Source organism: Affinirhizobium lemnae (assembly GCF_022968395.1).
GTDB classification, from domain to species: domain Bacteria; phylum Pseudomonadota; class Alphaproteobacteria; order Rhizobiales; family Rhizobiaceae; genus Neorhizobium; species Neorhizobium lemnae.
On record NZ_JALJQZ010000045.1, the window covers coordinates 1 to 14,233 of the forward strand.

Genomic DNA, 14,233 nt, shown 5'->3' on the forward strand with positions numbered 1-14,233 from the left:
CCAACTTCATGGGATTCGTCAAACTCGCAGCCATCGCCATCTGGCTCAAATAGCTAAATCGTCACTACCGCCTAGTGCTGGTGAGTGTGTTCAATCCCCCGCTTGCCGGCCATGAACGCCACAATCTCGATGGCGAGAGCGGATCATCATCCTACTGAAAACAACAGCTGACAGGGTGGGTCGCCCGATGGGGCTCAAGCATCAAGCATTCTTCTATTCTCTCTTTCTCTCAAGACTGGCGGATCAGATTCTTCTGTTCCTCGTGCCGTTGGTCATCTTCCAGCTGACGGGCAGCGTGGCCTGGTCGGGTGCGGCGTTCTTCCTTGAGACATTGCCGCGCTTCCTCTCGTTCCCGATCTGCGGTGCCCTTTGCGATCGAATGTCGCCCTTGAGGCTGCTGCGGGTCAGCCAGCTCTATCGTGCGGTCGTTTGTTTCGGCGGAATGGTCGGCTTCGCGGTGTTCGGCGGAGTCGGTTGGCTGATTGCCATTTCTGCCGTCTCTGGCGTTCTGACCACGCAAGGTCTGATGGCTCGTGAAGTCATGTTGCCGCAGGTCTTTGCCGGTCACCGGTTCGAAAAGGTCGCCTCCTATACGCAAATCGCTGATCAGCTGGGCATGGTGCTTGGTCCGCTCGTCGCGGCTAGTCTGCTCAAGTTCTGGTCTTGGGAATATGTCGTTGTATTGACCGCAGTGCTTTTCCTGGCAGCCGACGGCGCTGTGAATGCGTGGCAGCGATTTGTCCGACCAACATTGGCCGAACCGGAAGTGGCAACTGGCAACTGGGTTTTACCCATTATGACTGCCCTGAGGCACGTTGTGAGACTGCCGGGCTTGATGGAGGTCGTCCTTCTTGCAGCTGCCGTCAACCTCATCATCGGTGTCACGCTCGCAACGTCGGCTGCAATGGTGACGGGCATCCATGGTGAAACGGAAACCTATTACGCTGTTCTCCAGACAGCGGGCGCTATCGCGACCGTGATCATATTGTTTGCAATTGCACATACCGCGATCCCTCTCAAGACGCTGGGCCTTACGGCGTACTCAATGATCTTCCTTGGCGGTGTCGTTACCGGCCTGGCGTCCAGTCCGCATGTTTACGCGCTTGGCTTTGTCTTCGTTGTGGGTTTCGACAAGATGTTCAACGTGTTCATCCGAAGCATGCGTCAACGCATCATTCCGCGGCAAGATCTCGGCAAAACGACCGGCCTCGTCGTCATGTTGAACAATCTCTCGCAGCCATTGGCAGGTCTCCTCGTCACGCTTTTCGCGGGTATCTATGGCGCCGGTGGCGTTATCACAGCCTTGTCGCTCTTCATGAGCATCGTGGGCGTACTTGTCGGAGCGGTTTGGCTGCGGCGGGCTCCGCACGAAGCGGTTGCGGATTGAGTCTGATCGCAAGCGATGTGGCTGCCGTCTTTTGGGCGAACTCGCATTGGGACGCGCCTATTCGCGCTTAATGAGTAGATTGAAATTCGGAGCATTATATGGATATCGAATCTCGCCTACATGAACTTGGGATCTCTCTGCCACACGATGTCGCCGCAGCTGCTCGCTATACGCCTGCGGTCGTACATGGCAACCTGGCTTACATCAGCGGGCAACTGCCCCGTGAGGGTGAGGCTGTTTATGTCGTGGGAAAGGTGGGCCGGGATGTTTCCATCGAAGAAGCGAAACGCGCCTCCCGTATAGCCCTCATTCGCACCTTAGCAGCGTTGCGCGATGCTCTCGGTAGCCTGGATCGGATGGAGCAGGTCTTAAGACTGGTTGTCTACGTCAACAGCGTCGACGATTTCACCGAGTTTAGTAGCGTGGTGGATGGTGCATCCGAGTTGATTTTTGATCTGCTCGGCCAGCAAAGAGGACAGCATGCGCGAACGAGTATCGGTGGTGTTAAACTTCCGCGCAATGCTGTCGTAGAGATCGAAGCCACATTTGCTCTCTATCCAACCAGCTAAATCAACCTGAGGGTCTCGCTCGAGGGAGTTCCGATTGGTGCTGACCGGGATTCCCCGCAGAGGCATTCATCAAGACTGGCGAGCGCCCTTGTCGGATACCTCCTCTAGCCCGTGCTCAATTCGCTTCCACATGTATTCACAGAAGAGATCTCGATTCCTGTATGTGTGGGCATGGCTCTCCTTAACACCTTAGAAGAGATGAGCGATTTGCGGCGGCTTCGCCGTTAGGTTTTCCTTATCGAGCCAATGAGAGCCGGAAAGGAAAATACCATGGAGAGAATAGTTTATGTCGGCTTGGACGTTCATGCCGATACGATAGCCGTTGCGACGGCTGAAGAAGGGCGAGACGGCGAGATCCGTTTTCACGGCGTGATTGAAAACACCGGCGATTCCGTTTTGCGTTTGACGAAGCGACTTGTCGGCGGCGGCATTCGCCCCGTTTTCTGCTACGAAGCCGGCCCCTGCGGCTACGGCCTGCATCGTTTGCTCACAAAGCTGGGGTTTGATTGCGCCGTTGTTTCGCCGGCCATGATCCCACGTCGCTCCGGGGACCGGATCAAGACCGATCGGCGCGATGCGGAAATGCTGGCGCGGCTATGGCGAGCCGGCGAACTGACACCGATCTGGACGCCCGATGAGGCACAGGAAGCTATGCGGGATCTGATCCGCACCCGCAAGCAGGCTCTGGAGGCGCTAAAGATTGCAAAACAGCAACTCCTGAGCTTCCTGCTTCGGCATGGTCTTCGCTATGACCGGCCAACCTATTGGACAAAGATCCACTGGCGATGGATCAACGAATTACGCAAATTCCGCTATCCACATCAGCAATTGGCCTTTGAGGAACTGAAACGCGCCATTCGCCAGATTGAGGAGCGTATCAGCACGCTGGGTCTGGCGATAGAAGATGCGGTGAAGGACTGGCGTTTTGCACGACTTGTCGATGCCCTCCGGGCACTGCGTGGCGTCAACACAACAATCGCCGCGACGCTGGCTGCCGAGATAGGCGATATCAGCCGCTTCTCCAATCCGAGACAGCTCATGGCTTGGCTGGGGCTGGTGCCGAGCGAGCATTCGAGCGGAAGTACAATAAGGCGCGGGCGCATCACCAGGACTGGCAATGCACTGGCTCGCACGATGATGGTCGAGGCGAGTTGGTCGTACCGGCATCCAGCTCGTGAACAGCATCCCCATTTGAAGCGCAGCCTTCATCTTCCGCAGGAAATCAAAGATATCGCTTGGAAAGCGTAGACAAGGCTCTGCAAACGTTATCGAGCTCTTTCGAGGACTGGAAAGCCGCAACCGCGTGTGCTCACTGCCATTACCCGTGAACTGGCAGGCTTCATCTGGGATATTGCTCGCAAAGTGCCGATTCCAGCGTAGGCGCAAATAGTCCCTGCTGCCTGTGCAGCATGCTGGAGATGTGGGCCAAGGATAGGGACCCTCGACACACGTTGGGACAAATATCCGTTCTTAGAGAGAGGCAAGCCCGCATCGAATATGGTCAGGCGGTTAAAATCCGCGGATGAGAGTATGACAAACCATCGGTTCGGCCAGCATCTCCAGCACCGTGCACAGGCTACATCAATTGACCCACCCCGCGCAGGCGGGGTAGATTAACTGCGTCCGGAAAACCTAAATCGCTCATGAGAGCGTAGGATTTCACACTCTACCGGAACCGACCCCGACCTGAGCCAAGGCTTCAATATTCTTGTTCTGCTGCCCCCGGATCTGCAAGTGCAGAGGGAAACACTCGGATAAGTGATGAATTGCCGTTCAGCCGGACATTCATTCCGGCAACACCAATTCAGCCAGCGACATCAATCCAACATCCGGGCTGCACGCCCGCTACGCCGCTGGGCGCTGTTGTAGTACTCCGACGCCTGCTGCACTGAGCGGTGTCTAGACTGCTCCATGGCTTCAGGAAGCGGAATGCCGCGATTGGCAGCCTCGGTGAGATAACCGGAGCGCAGACCATGGGCGGAGAATTCTGTAGGATCGAGACCGGCCATTGCAGCGCGCTGCTTAACGATATCGCTGATCGCCTTCGGATCCAGCGCGCGGTTGGAGATATTGCCCCAGCGATCGATGGCGCGAAACACGCTGCCTTTGTCTATCCTGCCAGCCTTTAGCCAGGCATTCAGCGCATCGACGGGACGACCGGTGAGGTAGACCACCTCGTCGCTGTCGGCACCACTCGTCTTGGTGCGTCCCAGATGGATGGACAGCGAGGGCAGGGGAGACGACCCGTCAACAGGGATCGGAGCCTCCGGTGTGAGCTGTTCCTTTCGCAGCCCTGCCACTTCGCTGCGACGACGACCGCCAGACGCAAAAGCAACCATCAGGATCGCCTTGTCTCTCACATCGCGCAGGCTGCCGGTGCGGCAGGTCGCGATGAGTTTGGACAGGACGTCTCCGGTCACGGCTTTCGCGCTCTTGCGCTTCTTCGGTCGCGGCGTTGCTCGGATAGCAAGTCTGATTGCGGACTTCAGGGCAGGGGAGGTAAACGCGCCTTGCAGACCGCGCCACTTGGTCAGGGTCGACCAGGTGGCCAGTCGCCGGCGGACGGTATCGGGTGCGTGGGGACCTACTGTTCTGAGGAACCCCTGGATGCGAAGCTTCTCCTCGACATCCGAAGGCATGCCGTGACCCGGATCCGTCAAGCGTTTCTCGGGGTCCCAGAGATGATGGGCCACGAATTTCAGAAGCAGTGCTTTTGGTGCGGGCCACGGGAGAGAGATCCCCGTTGAAGCAAGCGACCATGCCTGCAGATAGGCGAGATCCGAGGTCAGCGCTCGCAGCGTGTTGGCACCCATGCCCTCATTGACCAGATGGCGCAGCGTCTCGACATCCTGATCGGTCAGCAGTTCTGCCAGTTCGTCGCGACGTTCCATGGGCAGGACGGAAGCGATCGTGTCGAGATCTTGGACACGGCGGTCAAGAGCCCTGTCGTGAGCCTCCGTCATGTGATGGAAGATGCCGGATGCAGTTTCAGGTCTGTTTGGGAAAAGTCGCGGCTCTTGAAAAGCAGTGGCGCTTTAGCCACGGCGGCGACTGCATAGGAAAAGCAATCGCCCATGTTGAGGTTGGCCGAATGGCGGCCTTTACCGTATCGGTCTAGCGCGGATTCAGCCTCACGATAGTGCTTCTCGCTGAAGGCGACCGGCATGATGTTTGGCGCGTCAACGAACCGGGAAACAATGTCAGCTGGATTGGAAAAACGTTTAGCTGTCAGAACCGTTCTGGTTTCGAACAGAGTAGGCCAGCCGATAACAATCTCCTCTTGCCGTAGGACCGATTTGAATGTTTCGGCTTCCGGCTCCTCAAAGACGATTGCGACAAGAACCGAGGTATCGATCACAATCATATAGGCAGACCATTTTCGTCATAAAGATCATCATGCGCAGAGGTGGTGCCAGCCGGAACATTGTGGCGACCTTCTGCTGCAAGCTCCCATACGGCATCCAATGGGTGCTTTTTATCCTGCTGCCTCAATTCGACATCATAACACTCCAGCGCAAGTTCGACGAGGCGGTTGATCGGCTGGCCGGTCCGGCGGGAGAGTGCATGGGCCAGATCACGGGCCTTGCTGCTGCGGATGGAAAGTTGGGGTTCGGACATGGTGTGCCCCTTCAGATGGTAGCTCCAAAATAGCTCCTTCCGTGTAAGATAGCAAGAAAACGACTGGTGATGGCTAACCACCGATAAGGGTTACTTATCGACCGCTGAGCGGCTTCATTGCGGCAGATTAGGTCGTCGCAAAAAACACCCGGGTTATCGCGACGACGATGGATCCCGGAAATGCAATACGTCCGCAGCCCGCAGGCCCGCCATAGCGGTGAGCCTTCAGATATAATGCCTGGAGGTCAGGAAGCAGCGAGAGATCAAAGCGACCCGCTACCAGAAGCATTATCGTCGAGCGTCTTTCTATCGGCTGTCAATCGAGAATGAAGTTGATCGATTGCGCGTTGGAAGACGGCGGGATCGTCGAGAGCCCGGGAGAGGACGATCGCTTCCTGGAAAGACAGAATGGCGTCTTCCGAGAGGACACGTGCCCGCTCAGCGTCACGGCCCTGCCGGACGAGCGCTGCTTGCAGAGCCTCCACCCAAGCGACGAAGTAACCTCGGATGGCTTGAGCGAATAGGTCTCGGGTGTTGGTAACAGCCAAAGCGCCAACGAGACAGACGCGCCTGCCCGACCTGAAGTATTTCGCGGTTTTATCGAGCATCGCCGTGATCGCGGCATCGGCATCGTCTCCGTGTCGCAGTGGAGAATAGACGGAACCTTCAAACCATTGCTCGATTTCGACGAGCACAGCCTGCACCATTTCCTCCTTCCCATTCGGGAAGAAGTGGTACAGGCTGCCCTTGCCCTTGCCCTTGCCCTTGCCCTTGCCCTTGCCCAGGCCGGTGGCCTTGCCGATCAGGGCAAGGCTCGCACCTTCGTATCCATGCTCGCGAAAAACTTCGGCCAGGGAGGCGACGGCGTCGGATCTTCCAGCGACCATGCGGGCCATGTTCAGAGGCCCAGATCGCTGAGGCTTACGTGATAGTCCGGACGACGGCCGAGCGGCTAATGGAACAGTCGATCGCTTTCAGCAATCGGCATTTCGTTGATGAATGCGTGCCGGTGAGCCATCAGGCCGTCCTCTGCGAATTCCCAGCTCTCGTTACCATACGCGCGGAACCACTGGCCGCTGTCGTCGCGAAATTCCTAGGCGTAACGTACAGCGATGCGGTTGCCGGTGAAAGCCCAGAGCTCCTTGATGAGGCGGTATTCATGCTCTTTGTTCCACTTGCGCGCCAGAAATGCCTGGGCTTCTTCACGGTTGGTGGCGAATTCGACGCGGTTCCGCCAGCGGGTGTCCAATGTGTAGGCCAAAGCGACCTTGGCGGCATCGCGGCTGTTCCAGCCGTCTTCGGCCAGACGGACTTTTTCGATTGCGGTGATTTTGGGTGTCAACGATTTTTTTGAGGCGTTGCGATTTTTTTCCGACGGACTTACCGGTCGCGAACCGACGGCGCCGGCGTTAAAGCTGGCCAGACCAGTGCCGGCAGGGCGTGAGACCGCGCGCTGGGCGATGGTTTTCGTGGCGAAGGGGTGAAAACCCAGAAAGAGACTGTCCGTGCGGTCACCACATTTCTACGAAATTGGGCCTCCCTCGAACACGAGATGTGGGAAGGTAGATGGTGACTGACCCTGCGTCGCTGCGGATTATATCCAACCGGATAGCATCGCTCCATGATCTGCCGAGGCGCATCGCGCCTAAGCGCGTCGCTAACCACCGATATGGTCATGGTGCTCTTCGGGCCGCAAAATCAGAAGAGAAAGCTTCTAGAAATCCAGATGCTATCCAGATTAGTGATCAATGGGCTAAGGGCCCAAACGATGATCCGAGGATTTACCCAAGTGTTCAGACCACCATATCGGGAGGCTAAACCCACCTGGCCCGAAGCCCAGTTCCTAAGTACTCATGATAACGCTGCCAGCAAAAGGAGATTTTAGTTGGGCGATGTCAGTCCAACGGTAAGCATAACAACCGGCGTAAATCACATCGGGCTAACCGTTATCAACTTGAGCGCTTCCCTCGCTTTCTTCACGAACTGCCTCGGTTGGAGGTTATTCGGCGAAAAGCCTGACTATCCAGCAGCGTTCGTTACCGACTGCCACCTCAAAGTGACACTTTGGCAGGTTAGAGATCAATCTCACTGCCAAGGTTTCAACCGTCACCAAAATGTTGGGCTTCATCATCTTGCGCTGAAGGTGCGGACCCTCGAGGACCTTCATCTGCTCTCTGACAAGACAAGAGAGTGGCCCAATGTTAGTACTGAATTTGGTCCAGAGCCGTCTGGTGCCGGGCCAAAAATCCACTTCATGATCTATGAACCGGGCGGTTGTCGGATGGAGTTTTCTTGGGATCCGCGGTGACCCACGATTTTCCATGATCGAGTCTTCGTCGATCCGAGAAACCTGGCGAGCCTGATCTCGGTTGTTAATCGGACCAGGCATCTGGCACCTCGCAACGGCCACGCGGGCAAGCCGGTGCAATGCGTGGTCGAGTGGGTTGAAAGCGGAATACGCTGCTGGAGGCCCGGCCTCCCACGTTCGCTGGCCCAATTGCGGTCGCGCCAGTTTTTGGACGTGAACCTACGATTATTCAGGCCGAAACGAACATTTTCCACCAATGGCCTCAAATTGAAGGAGGCTGACGTGCACCGTCAGCCCATCCAGCCGGAGCCGGAAAGCGAATTCGCCATAAAAAGAAGCCCGGCGCGCAGTTGTTCGCGATTGATAACGCCGCCGAGGCATACCCGGACATGCTCGTCAGGTGTGCCGAGAACGGTAAATGCATCCGACGGCATCAAGCCAATATGGCGCCCTGCCATACGCCCCATTAGTTCTGCTCTGCTCGCCCCCTTTGGCAGCTTCAGCCAAATGTTGAAGGCCTCCGGCTCACCTTCGATGTCTAGCCCCAAAAGAGTATCGATTGCGATCTCGTGACGAACAGCGCTTTCCGCACGGACAAACCGGCGAATGGCGTCTGCCGTCCCGTCCTCGATCCACCGTGTCGCCAGCGCCATGCAAATTGGCGACGGCATGACAGCGCTGGCCCGCAATGCCTGGGCGAGAGAATAAGCGGCTTTGGCGTTAGGGGAAACCGTGTAGGCGAGGCGCAGACCTGCGCCGAGGCATTTCGCGAGGCCGCCGATATGCCAAGTGAGGTCGGGAGCAAGCGTAGCAAAAGGTACGGGCGCCGTTGCAGGAATGAAGCCGTATGCATCATCCTCTATCAAAGGCAGTCTATGCCGCAGGATAACCTCCGCGATCTCCATTCGCCGCTCGCGTGGAATGGTCAGCGTCGTTGGATTATGGACCGTAGGATTGAGATACAACGCTTTCGGTTGATGTAAATGAATAGCCGCGTCAAGCGCATCGGGCAGAACGCCGGAAGCGTCCATCGCAATTCCGACGAGTTGCAATCCCAGACGGGCTGCGATCGCCCGCAAACCGGGATACGTCACCGCCTCGCACAGGATGACATCGCCCGGTCTGGTCATCGTCGAAAGAAGCGCTGTCATCGTCGCGTGCGCTCCCGGGGTGATCGCGATCCGCTCGAGGCTTGGCACCATCCCCCTCTTCGACAGCCATGAAGATGCCGCGGCCTTATCCTGTTCTCCGCCGGTCGTCGACTGGTAGCGGAGAAGGGAAATAAGGTTTGCGGAAACAGTTTGCAGCCCTTCTTGCATTCTCGCTACAAGATCCGGATCCTGCGGCTCAGGAGGCATGTTCATCGACAGATCCTCGTCCCCGGCGCGGCGAGGATCGATACGATGCTCCTCTTTCGGGCGGCTGAGTGCAAAGGTACCTCTTCCGACGTGGCTCTCGACGAGACGTCTGGCATGCGCCTCGGCGTAGGCGCGGCTGACTGTTGTAAAGTCGATCTTGAGACGCTCGGCGAGCCTGCGTTGTGGCGGCAATCGATCGCCAGCGGCGATATCGCCTCGTTTGATCGCCAATTCGATCGCATCCGCAATCTGAAGATAGCGAGGCTTGCCGTCAGGACGAAGTTCAGGGAGCCACTGCAACATTTTATTTCATCTCGAATATCGATTGTTTCACATTGTATGGATATAACGAGGCGGATTCAAGTGTTGATTTGACGACAAAACCTCGATCATAAATTGAGCAAAAAGCTGATTTTCAAGCATATATTTGAGCGAAACGTATGTTCATTGTGCAGAGTTACGTTTCATCAAACAAATATTGTATGCATAATAAACTGCTTATTGATTCATACAATTTCGTTCGTATCGTTCCTGCATCAACCCCGCGTAAGGAGATGCAGATATGCCTGAAGTAACGCAACCGCCGCATAAGGATGGTGACTTCTTTGTCGACTACGAGTCCAAGGTTTTCGAGGATGTTAAGGCTGATCCCGGTGATAAAGCGCTCGTAACCTTCCATACGGTGGCGTTCGAAGGCTCCATCGGGCTTGTGAACATTCTCAATGCCATTCGCCTGCAGCGGAAAGGCTACGAGACTTCGATTCTTCTCTACGGTCCGGGCGTGACACTGGGGATCCAGCGAGGTTTTCCCAAACTCGGCGATGAAGCCTTTCCCGGCCACCTGAATTTTAACAAGAACCTTGAGCGCTTCATGAAGGAAGGCGGCAAGGTCTACGCATGTCGTTTCGCACTGCAGGCCCTCTATGGGCACGGCGAGCCGGCCCTGATTCCCGGCATCATCCCGATCTTGCCTCAGGATGTGCTGGACTGCGTGCTGCTGCACAAGAAGGCCAACGCCCTGATCATCGACACCTGGACCGTCTGATTTGACCCCGGCACCCCGTTCAGCAGTGAACGGGGTGCTTCGCGCAAGGCAATGCGAAGGAGCCAGTCATGCCCAAAACAGTACGTGCCGCCGCCGTCCAGATCGCGCCCGACCTAACGTCGCGCGCAGGCACCGTCGAGCGGGTCCTGAATGCGATCGCCGAAGCCGCTGACAAGGGCGCGGAACTGATCGTATTTCCTGAAACATTTGTACCGTGGTATCCCTATTTCAGCTTCGTTCTGCCGCCCGCCCAGCAAGGCCCCGAGCACCTGCGGCTCTATGAAGAAGCCGTCACGGTGCCATCCGCGGAAACACGGGCTGTCGCGGATGCCGCGCGCAAGCGCAACGCAGTTATCGTTCTTGGCGTGAATGAGCGAGACCACGGCTCCCTCTATAACACCCAACTTGTCTTCGACGCTGATGGCAGCCTGAAACTCAAGCGCCGCAAGATCACGCCGACCTATCACGAACGGATGATCTGGGGCCAAGGCGATGGCGCCGGCCTCAAGGTCGTCGACACTGCAGTCGGTCGTGTTGGCGCCCTTGCTTGCTGGGAGCACTACAATCCTCTGGCCCGCTATACGTTGATAGCCCAGCATGAGGAAATTCATGCCTCTCATTTTCCGGGCTCACTGGTCGGCCCGATATTCGGTGAGCAGATCGAAGTCACGATGCGCCACCACGCGCTAGAAGCGGGCTGTTTTGTGGTCAATGCCACCGGCTGGCTGAGCGAGGATCAAATCGCCTCCATTCACCCGGACCCCGCCTTGCAAAAGGGACTGCGCGACGGCTGCATGACTTGCATCATCACCCCGGAAGGCCGCCATGTCGTGCCGCCGCTGACCTCCGGCGAAGGCATCCTGATCGGCGATCTGGACATGCGGCTAATTACAAAGCGCAAGCGGATGATGGACTCGGTCGGACATTACGCACGGCCCGAACTGCTGCATCTTGTCCATGACACAAGGCCCGCACGCGCACGCGAGCAGATCGGCCTCTCAGACGATTTTTCCGAGGCAGAGCAAAGCAAGCCATTTGAGGAGGCTCAGGATGCGTGAATTTCAATCCATAGATCCGGAACTTATCAACGATCTCCAGACACGTGGAATGCGTCTCGTCGATCCGCGTGCCGGCCACGAGAGCAGGCGCGGCGGCGCAGGCCCCTCGGATCATAAGGCAGTCAATTTCGGCGACACAACCATTATGGTGCCGGTCCATACCGCACCTGCATTCGACAGTCCCTATCTGGTGGAGGCGCCTGATGCCGACGGCCGCGCGCGCATCACCAGGGAAGGCTCCGAAATCGCACGAATCCGGTTCCCCAATCGTCCGCGATTTTACGATCTGACGACGAGTGATGGCATCCCCTACAACAAGATCGCGGTTCTTCATTCACGCGATGTGCTCGCCACGACCATCCTGCAGACCTGCATTCGATACGAAAGCCGCAAGAAGACCTGTCAGTTCTGCTCGATCGGCCAGAGCCTTGCCGCCGGCCGTACTGTCGCCCACAAGACGCCCGCGCAACTGGCAGAGGTCGCAAAGGCAGCCGTCGAACTCGACGGTGTCAAGCACATGGTGATGACCACCGGCACCCCGCCGGGCAAAGATCGTGGCGCCGCCGTGCTGGCGGAGAGTGCCCGCGCCGTGAAGGCGGTCGTAGAGCTTCCCATTCAGGTTCAGTGCGAGCCGCCGGAAGACGACGCATGGCACGAGCGGATGAAGGCTGCCGGCGCGGATGCGTTGGGAATGCACCTCGAAGCGGTGACGCCGGAGGTCCGAAAGCGGATCATGCCGGGCAAAGCCAGCGTTCCGCTTGACAAATACTTCTCCAGTTTCAAGGCTGCAGTCAAGGTGTTCGGGCGAGGACAGGTCTCGACCTATATCCTGGCGGGTCTCGGCGATACGCGTGAAGCCATCCTCGACATGTCGACGCGGCTCGTGGCCATGGGCGTCTATCCATTCGTCGTCCCCTTCGTGCCCATCTCCGGGACCCCCCTCGAAAGCCATCCCGCACCAAATGCCGATTTCATGGCCTCCATTCTCGCGCCCTTGTCCCAGATCGTCATCGACGGTGGGCTGAAGGCGTCCGACATCAAGGCGGGCTGCGGAAAATGCGGCGCCTGTTCCGCCCTCTCGACCTATGAGAAACAGAGGATCCCCGCATGAGCCTGGTGGATCACTCCGCTTTCATAAGCCCGGAGTTCCTGATCCGGGCAGCATCCGAGCCTTGGGAACTTCAGGGTGTATCTCGTCTGCGGCACCGAGTGTTTGTCGACGAGCAGCACATTTTCGTCGGCGATGACCGCGACCAAATCGACAAGACAGCGATCCCGCTCGTGGCAATCTCCACATTGGCGGCTGAGCCTGCGGAGGTCGTGGGCACTGTCAGGATCCATGAACCAGCACCCCGCATCTGGTGGGGTTCGCGCCTTGCGGTCGCTCCCGCATATCGCAAAGTCGGAAGGTTGGGTGGCGAGCTGATCCGGTTGGCGGTGAGTACCGCGAATGGCCTCGGGTGCAGTGAGTTTCACGCCCATGTCCAGCTCCAGAATGTACCCCTATTTCGGCGCCTGCATTGGGAGCCGCAAGGAGTAATCGACCTGCATGGCGTGCGCCACATGCACATGCTGGCCTCCCTCTCGCACTATCCCCCGATTTGCGATCCCAGCGTCGGTTGGTCCACCAGAGCGCGGAGGTCATGATGGACCTACATGCCTTGGTGGCAGCACTGGCAGCCCACCCGTCTATTCGTAGCAAACTCGACATCGCGGCGACGACACGTGCGCTTTCGCTATCCTCCGCAACACCTGGAATGCCTGGCGACGACGCCGCAGCAATTCCAGCCCTGGACGGCACTTGGGATTTGCTGGCAGGGGAAGGTTTTATGCCGCAGTTCGTGCAAGACGATCCGTGGTTCGCCGGGTGGTGCGGCGTGATGGTGAACCTCTCGGACATCGCAGCCATGGGAGGGCGTGCGACCGCGCTGCTCGATGCCGTTTGGGCACCGGACGCGGCGTCTGCCGAGCCCCTGCTTAGCGGCCTAAGGGATGCAGCCATCGCCTATGGCGTGCCGATCGTCGGTGGCCATACAAACCTCCACAGCAAAGATCTCAATCTCGCCGTTTCGGTGATGGGACGTGCAAAGAGGCTGATTTCCAGCTTTGCGGCCGCCCCTGGAGATGTGCTTATCGCCGTCGTAGATCATCGCGGGCAGTATCGGCCAAGCTTTGACAACTGGTGCGCCGCCCTTGATGCGCCCCATGAACGGCTGCGCCGCGACTACGAGATCCTGCCGGAGCTTGCCGAGGCCGATCTGGTGGATGCCGGAAAGGACATCAGTCAGGGCGGCATCATCGGCACCGCGCTTATGTTGGCCGAATCCTCTCGCTGCGGGTTCGACATCGAGCTGGCTGACATCCCGCTTCCGGAAGGTGTTGCAGTCGACCGCTGGCTGCGGAGCTTTCCGAGCTTCGGCTTTCTCCTTTCAGTCCGGCCGGAACGGGCAGATCAGGTCTGCTCAGTATTTGCTGTTCGGGGCATCAGCGCAGCTGCCATCGGTCATGCAACGGACAGTTCTCGGATCGATCTGACGAGCGGTGGCACCCGGGCGACGTTCTGGGACTACGCGGCAGCCCCCTATATCGCGCTCGCAAAGGTGATCGCCCATGCCTGAAGTACGCTTCACCATTCGATGGCCTGATGGAACGGAGGAGAGCTGCTACTCGCCTTCGACCGCCATTACGCGCCATCTCGAAGCCGGATGCACCTATCCCATGACCGAATTTGTCGAACGTGCCCGCACCGGTCTGAATGAGGCATCGGACCGCGTCGCAGCGAAATTCGGCTTCGCCTGCTCCTCAGCACTCGATCAGCTCGCACAGATCGAAGCCACGGCCACCAACCAGCCTGCCGATTCTCAAGTCACCTGTCTCTCGATGTCATGAA

The 14,233-nt window shown here is 57.9% G+C and carries 14 protein-coding genes and 3 pseudogenes; 11 read left to right on the plus strand and 6 right to left on the minus strand.

Features of this window, described 5'->3' with window-relative positions; genetic code table 11:
• Positions 1-56: 56 nt before the first annotated feature.
• From MUU53_RS23425 to MUU53_RS19235, 4 genes and pseudogenes are all read left to right on the plus strand, one after another.
• Positions 57-158: pseudogene (locus MUU53_RS23425) on the plus strand (ectoine synthase); the annotation flags it as partial.
• A 29-nt stretch (positions 159-187) separates the two neighbouring features.
• Positions 188-1,387 (plus strand): MFS transporter, encoded by a 1,200-nt coding sequence (locus MUU53_RS19225; RefSeq protein ID WP_247262327.1) that lies wholly within the window; start codon positions 188-190, stop codon positions 1,385-1,387.
• 98 nt (positions 1,388-1,485) lie between these two features.
• A complete protein-coding gene (locus MUU53_RS19230) occupies positions 1,486-1,956 on the plus strand; it encodes a RidA family protein (RefSeq protein ID WP_247262328.1) in 471 nt (156 codons plus the stop codon).
• Between the two features lie 270 nt (positions 1,957-2,226).
• Positions 2,227-3,336, plus strand: a pseudogene (locus MUU53_RS19235) (IS110 family RNA-guided transposase).
• Positions 3,337-3,773: 437 nt separating this feature from the next.
• On the opposite strand, the gene MUU53_RS19240 reads toward MUU53_RS19235, so the two are convergent.
• The 5 genes and pseudogenes from MUU53_RS19240 to MUU53_RS19260 all read right to left on the minus strand — a co-directional run bounded on the left by MUU53_RS19240 (position 3,774) and on the right by MUU53_RS19260 (position 6,916).
• On the minus strand, positions 3,774-4,919 hold the full coding sequence (locus MUU53_RS19240) for a site-specific integrase (RefSeq protein ID WP_247262329.1): 1,146 nt from the start codon (positions 4,917-4,919) through the stop codon (positions 3,774-3,776).
• Positions 4,916-5,320, minus strand: coding sequence for a type II toxin-antitoxin system VapC family toxin (locus tag MUU53_RS19245; protein WP_247262330.1), 405 nt, complete (start codon positions 5,318-5,320; stop codon positions 4,916-4,918). The genes MUU53_RS19240 and MUU53_RS19245 overlap by 4 nt, the downstream gene beginning before the upstream one ends.
• Positions 5,317-5,574: a type II toxin-antitoxin system VapB family antitoxin gene (locus tag MUU53_RS19250; protein WP_247262331.1), complete on the minus strand. Its 258-nt coding sequence runs from the start codon at positions 5,572-5,574 to the stop codon at positions 5,317-5,319. Before MUU53_RS19250 ends, MUU53_RS19245 begins: the two co-directional genes overlap by 4 nt.
• Before the next feature lie 263 nt (positions 5,575-5,837).
• The gene (locus tag MUU53_RS19255) at positions 5,838-6,470 is read right to left on the minus strand and encodes a TetR/AcrR family transcriptional regulator (protein ID WP_247262332.1); all 633 of its coding nucleotides are present in this window, start codon (positions 6,468-6,470) and stop codon (positions 5,838-5,840) included.
• Between the two features lie 56 nt (positions 6,471-6,526).
• Positions 6,527-6,916 (minus strand): annotated as a pseudogene (locus tag MUU53_RS19260) (DUF1348 family protein).
• 543 nt (positions 6,917-7,459) lie between these two features.
• On the opposite strand from MUU53_RS19260, the gene MUU53_RS19265 reads away from it, so the two are divergent.
• Positions 7,460-7,882: a VOC family protein gene (locus MUU53_RS19265; protein WP_247262333.1), complete on the plus strand. Its 423-nt coding sequence runs from the start codon at positions 7,460-7,462 to the stop codon at positions 7,880-7,882.
• 290 nt (positions 7,883-8,172) lie between these two features.
• On the opposite strand, the gene MUU53_RS19270 is transcribed toward MUU53_RS19265, so the two are convergent.
• Positions 8,173-9,543 (minus strand): aminotransferase-like domain-containing protein, encoded by a 1,371-nt coding sequence (locus MUU53_RS19270; protein ID WP_247262334.1) that lies wholly within the window; start codon positions 9,541-9,543, stop codon positions 8,173-8,175.
• A gap of 259 nt (positions 9,544-9,802) precedes the next feature.
• On the opposite strand from MUU53_RS19270, the gene MUU53_RS19275 reads away from it, so the two are divergent.
• From MUU53_RS19275 to MUU53_RS19300, 6 genes are all read left to right on the plus strand, one after another.
• The gene (locus MUU53_RS19275; protein WP_144579084.1) at positions 9,803-10,285 is read left to right on the plus strand and encodes an MSMEG_0572/Sll0783 family nitrogen starvation response protein; all 483 of its coding nucleotides are present in this window, start codon (positions 9,803-9,805) and stop codon (positions 10,283-10,285) included.
• A gap of 68 nt (positions 10,286-10,353) precedes the next feature.
• Complete coding sequence (locus MUU53_RS19280; protein ID WP_247262335.1) at positions 10,354-11,343, plus strand: Nit6803 family nitrilase; 990 nt, start codon at positions 10,354-10,356, stop codon at positions 11,341-11,343.
• Positions 11,336-12,454, plus strand: a complete 1,119-nt coding sequence (locus MUU53_RS19285; RefSeq protein ID WP_247262336.1) for an MSMEG_0568 family radical SAM protein — start codon at positions 11,336-11,338, stop codon at positions 12,452-12,454. The genes MUU53_RS19280 and MUU53_RS19285 overlap by 8 nt, the downstream gene beginning before the upstream one ends.
• A complete protein-coding gene (locus tag MUU53_RS19290; RefSeq protein WP_247262337.1) occupies positions 12,451-12,990 on the plus strand; it encodes an MSMEG_0567/Sll0786 family nitrogen starvation N-acetyltransferase in 540 nt (179 codons plus the stop codon). The genes MUU53_RS19285 and MUU53_RS19290 overlap by 4 nt, the downstream gene beginning before the upstream one ends.
• Positions 12,987-13,961 carry a sll0787 family AIR synthase-like protein gene (locus tag MUU53_RS19295; protein WP_247262338.1) on the plus strand — a complete coding sequence of 325 codons (975 nt, stop codon included), beginning with the start codon at positions 12,987-12,989 and terminating at the stop codon, positions 13,959-13,961. The genes MUU53_RS19290 and MUU53_RS19295 overlap by 4 nt, the downstream gene beginning before the upstream one ends.
• Positions 13,954-14,232 carry an MSMEG_0570 family nitrogen starvation response protein gene (locus MUU53_RS19300; protein WP_247262339.1) on the plus strand — a complete coding sequence of 93 codons (279 nt, stop codon included), beginning with the start codon at positions 13,954-13,956 and terminating at the stop codon, positions 14,230-14,232. The genes MUU53_RS19295 and MUU53_RS19300 overlap by 8 nt, the downstream gene beginning before the upstream one ends.
• The last annotated feature ends 1 nt before the right edge of the window (position 14,233 follow it).

What these genes read in the sequence shown, in the direction of transcription:
- MUU53_RS19230 (WP_247262328.1), top strand. Translation starts at nt 1,486, where the DNA reads ATGGATATCGAATCTCGCCTACATGAACTTGGGATCTCTCTGCCACAC.
- MUU53_RS19270 (WP_247262334.1), bottom strand. Translation starts at nt 9,543, where the DNA reads ATGTTGCAGTGGCTCCCTGAACTTCGTCCTGACGGCAAGCCTCGCTAT.
- MUU53_RS19275 (WP_144579084.1), top strand. Translation starts at nt 9,803, where the DNA reads ATGCCTGAAGTAACGCAACCGCCGCATAAGGATGGTGACTTCTTTGTC.
- MUU53_RS19225 (WP_247262327.1), top strand. Translation starts at nt 188, where the DNA reads ATGGGGCTCAAGCATCAAGCATTCTTCTATTCTCTCTTTCTCTCAAGA.
- MUU53_RS19245 (WP_247262330.1), bottom strand. Translation starts at nt 5,320, where the DNA reads ATGATTGTGATCGATACCTCGGTTCTTGTCGCAATCGTCTTTGAGGAG.
- MUU53_RS19295 (WP_247262338.1), top strand. Translation starts at nt 12,987, where the DNA reads ATGATGGACCTACATGCCTTGGTGGCAGCACTGGCAGCCCACCCGTCT.
- MUU53_RS19255 (WP_247262332.1), bottom strand. Translation starts at nt 6,470, where the DNA reads ATGGCCCGCATGGTCGCTGGAAGATCCGACGCCGTCGCCTCCCTGGCC.
- MUU53_RS19240 (WP_247262329.1), bottom strand. Translation starts at nt 4,919, where the DNA reads ATGACGGAGGCTCACGACAGGGCTCTTGACCGCCGTGTCCAAGATCTC.
- MUU53_RS19290 (WP_247262337.1), top strand. Translation starts at nt 12,451, where the DNA reads ATGAGCCTGGTGGATCACTCCGCTTTCATAAGCCCGGAGTTCCTGATC.
- MUU53_RS19285 (WP_247262336.1), top strand. Translation starts at nt 11,336, where the DNA reads ATGCGTGAATTTCAATCCATAGATCCGGAACTTATCAACGATCTCCAG.
- MUU53_RS19250 (WP_247262331.1), bottom strand. Translation starts at nt 5,574, where the DNA reads ATGTCCGAACCCCAACTTTCCATCCGCAGCAGCAAGGCCCGTGATCTG.
- MUU53_RS19300 (WP_247262339.1), top strand. Translation starts at nt 13,954, where the DNA reads ATGCCTGAAGTACGCTTCACCATTCGATGGCCTGATGGAACGGAGGAG.
- MUU53_RS19280 (WP_247262335.1), top strand. Translation starts at nt 10,354, where the DNA reads ATGCCCAAAACAGTACGTGCCGCCGCCGTCCAGATCGCGCCCGACCTA.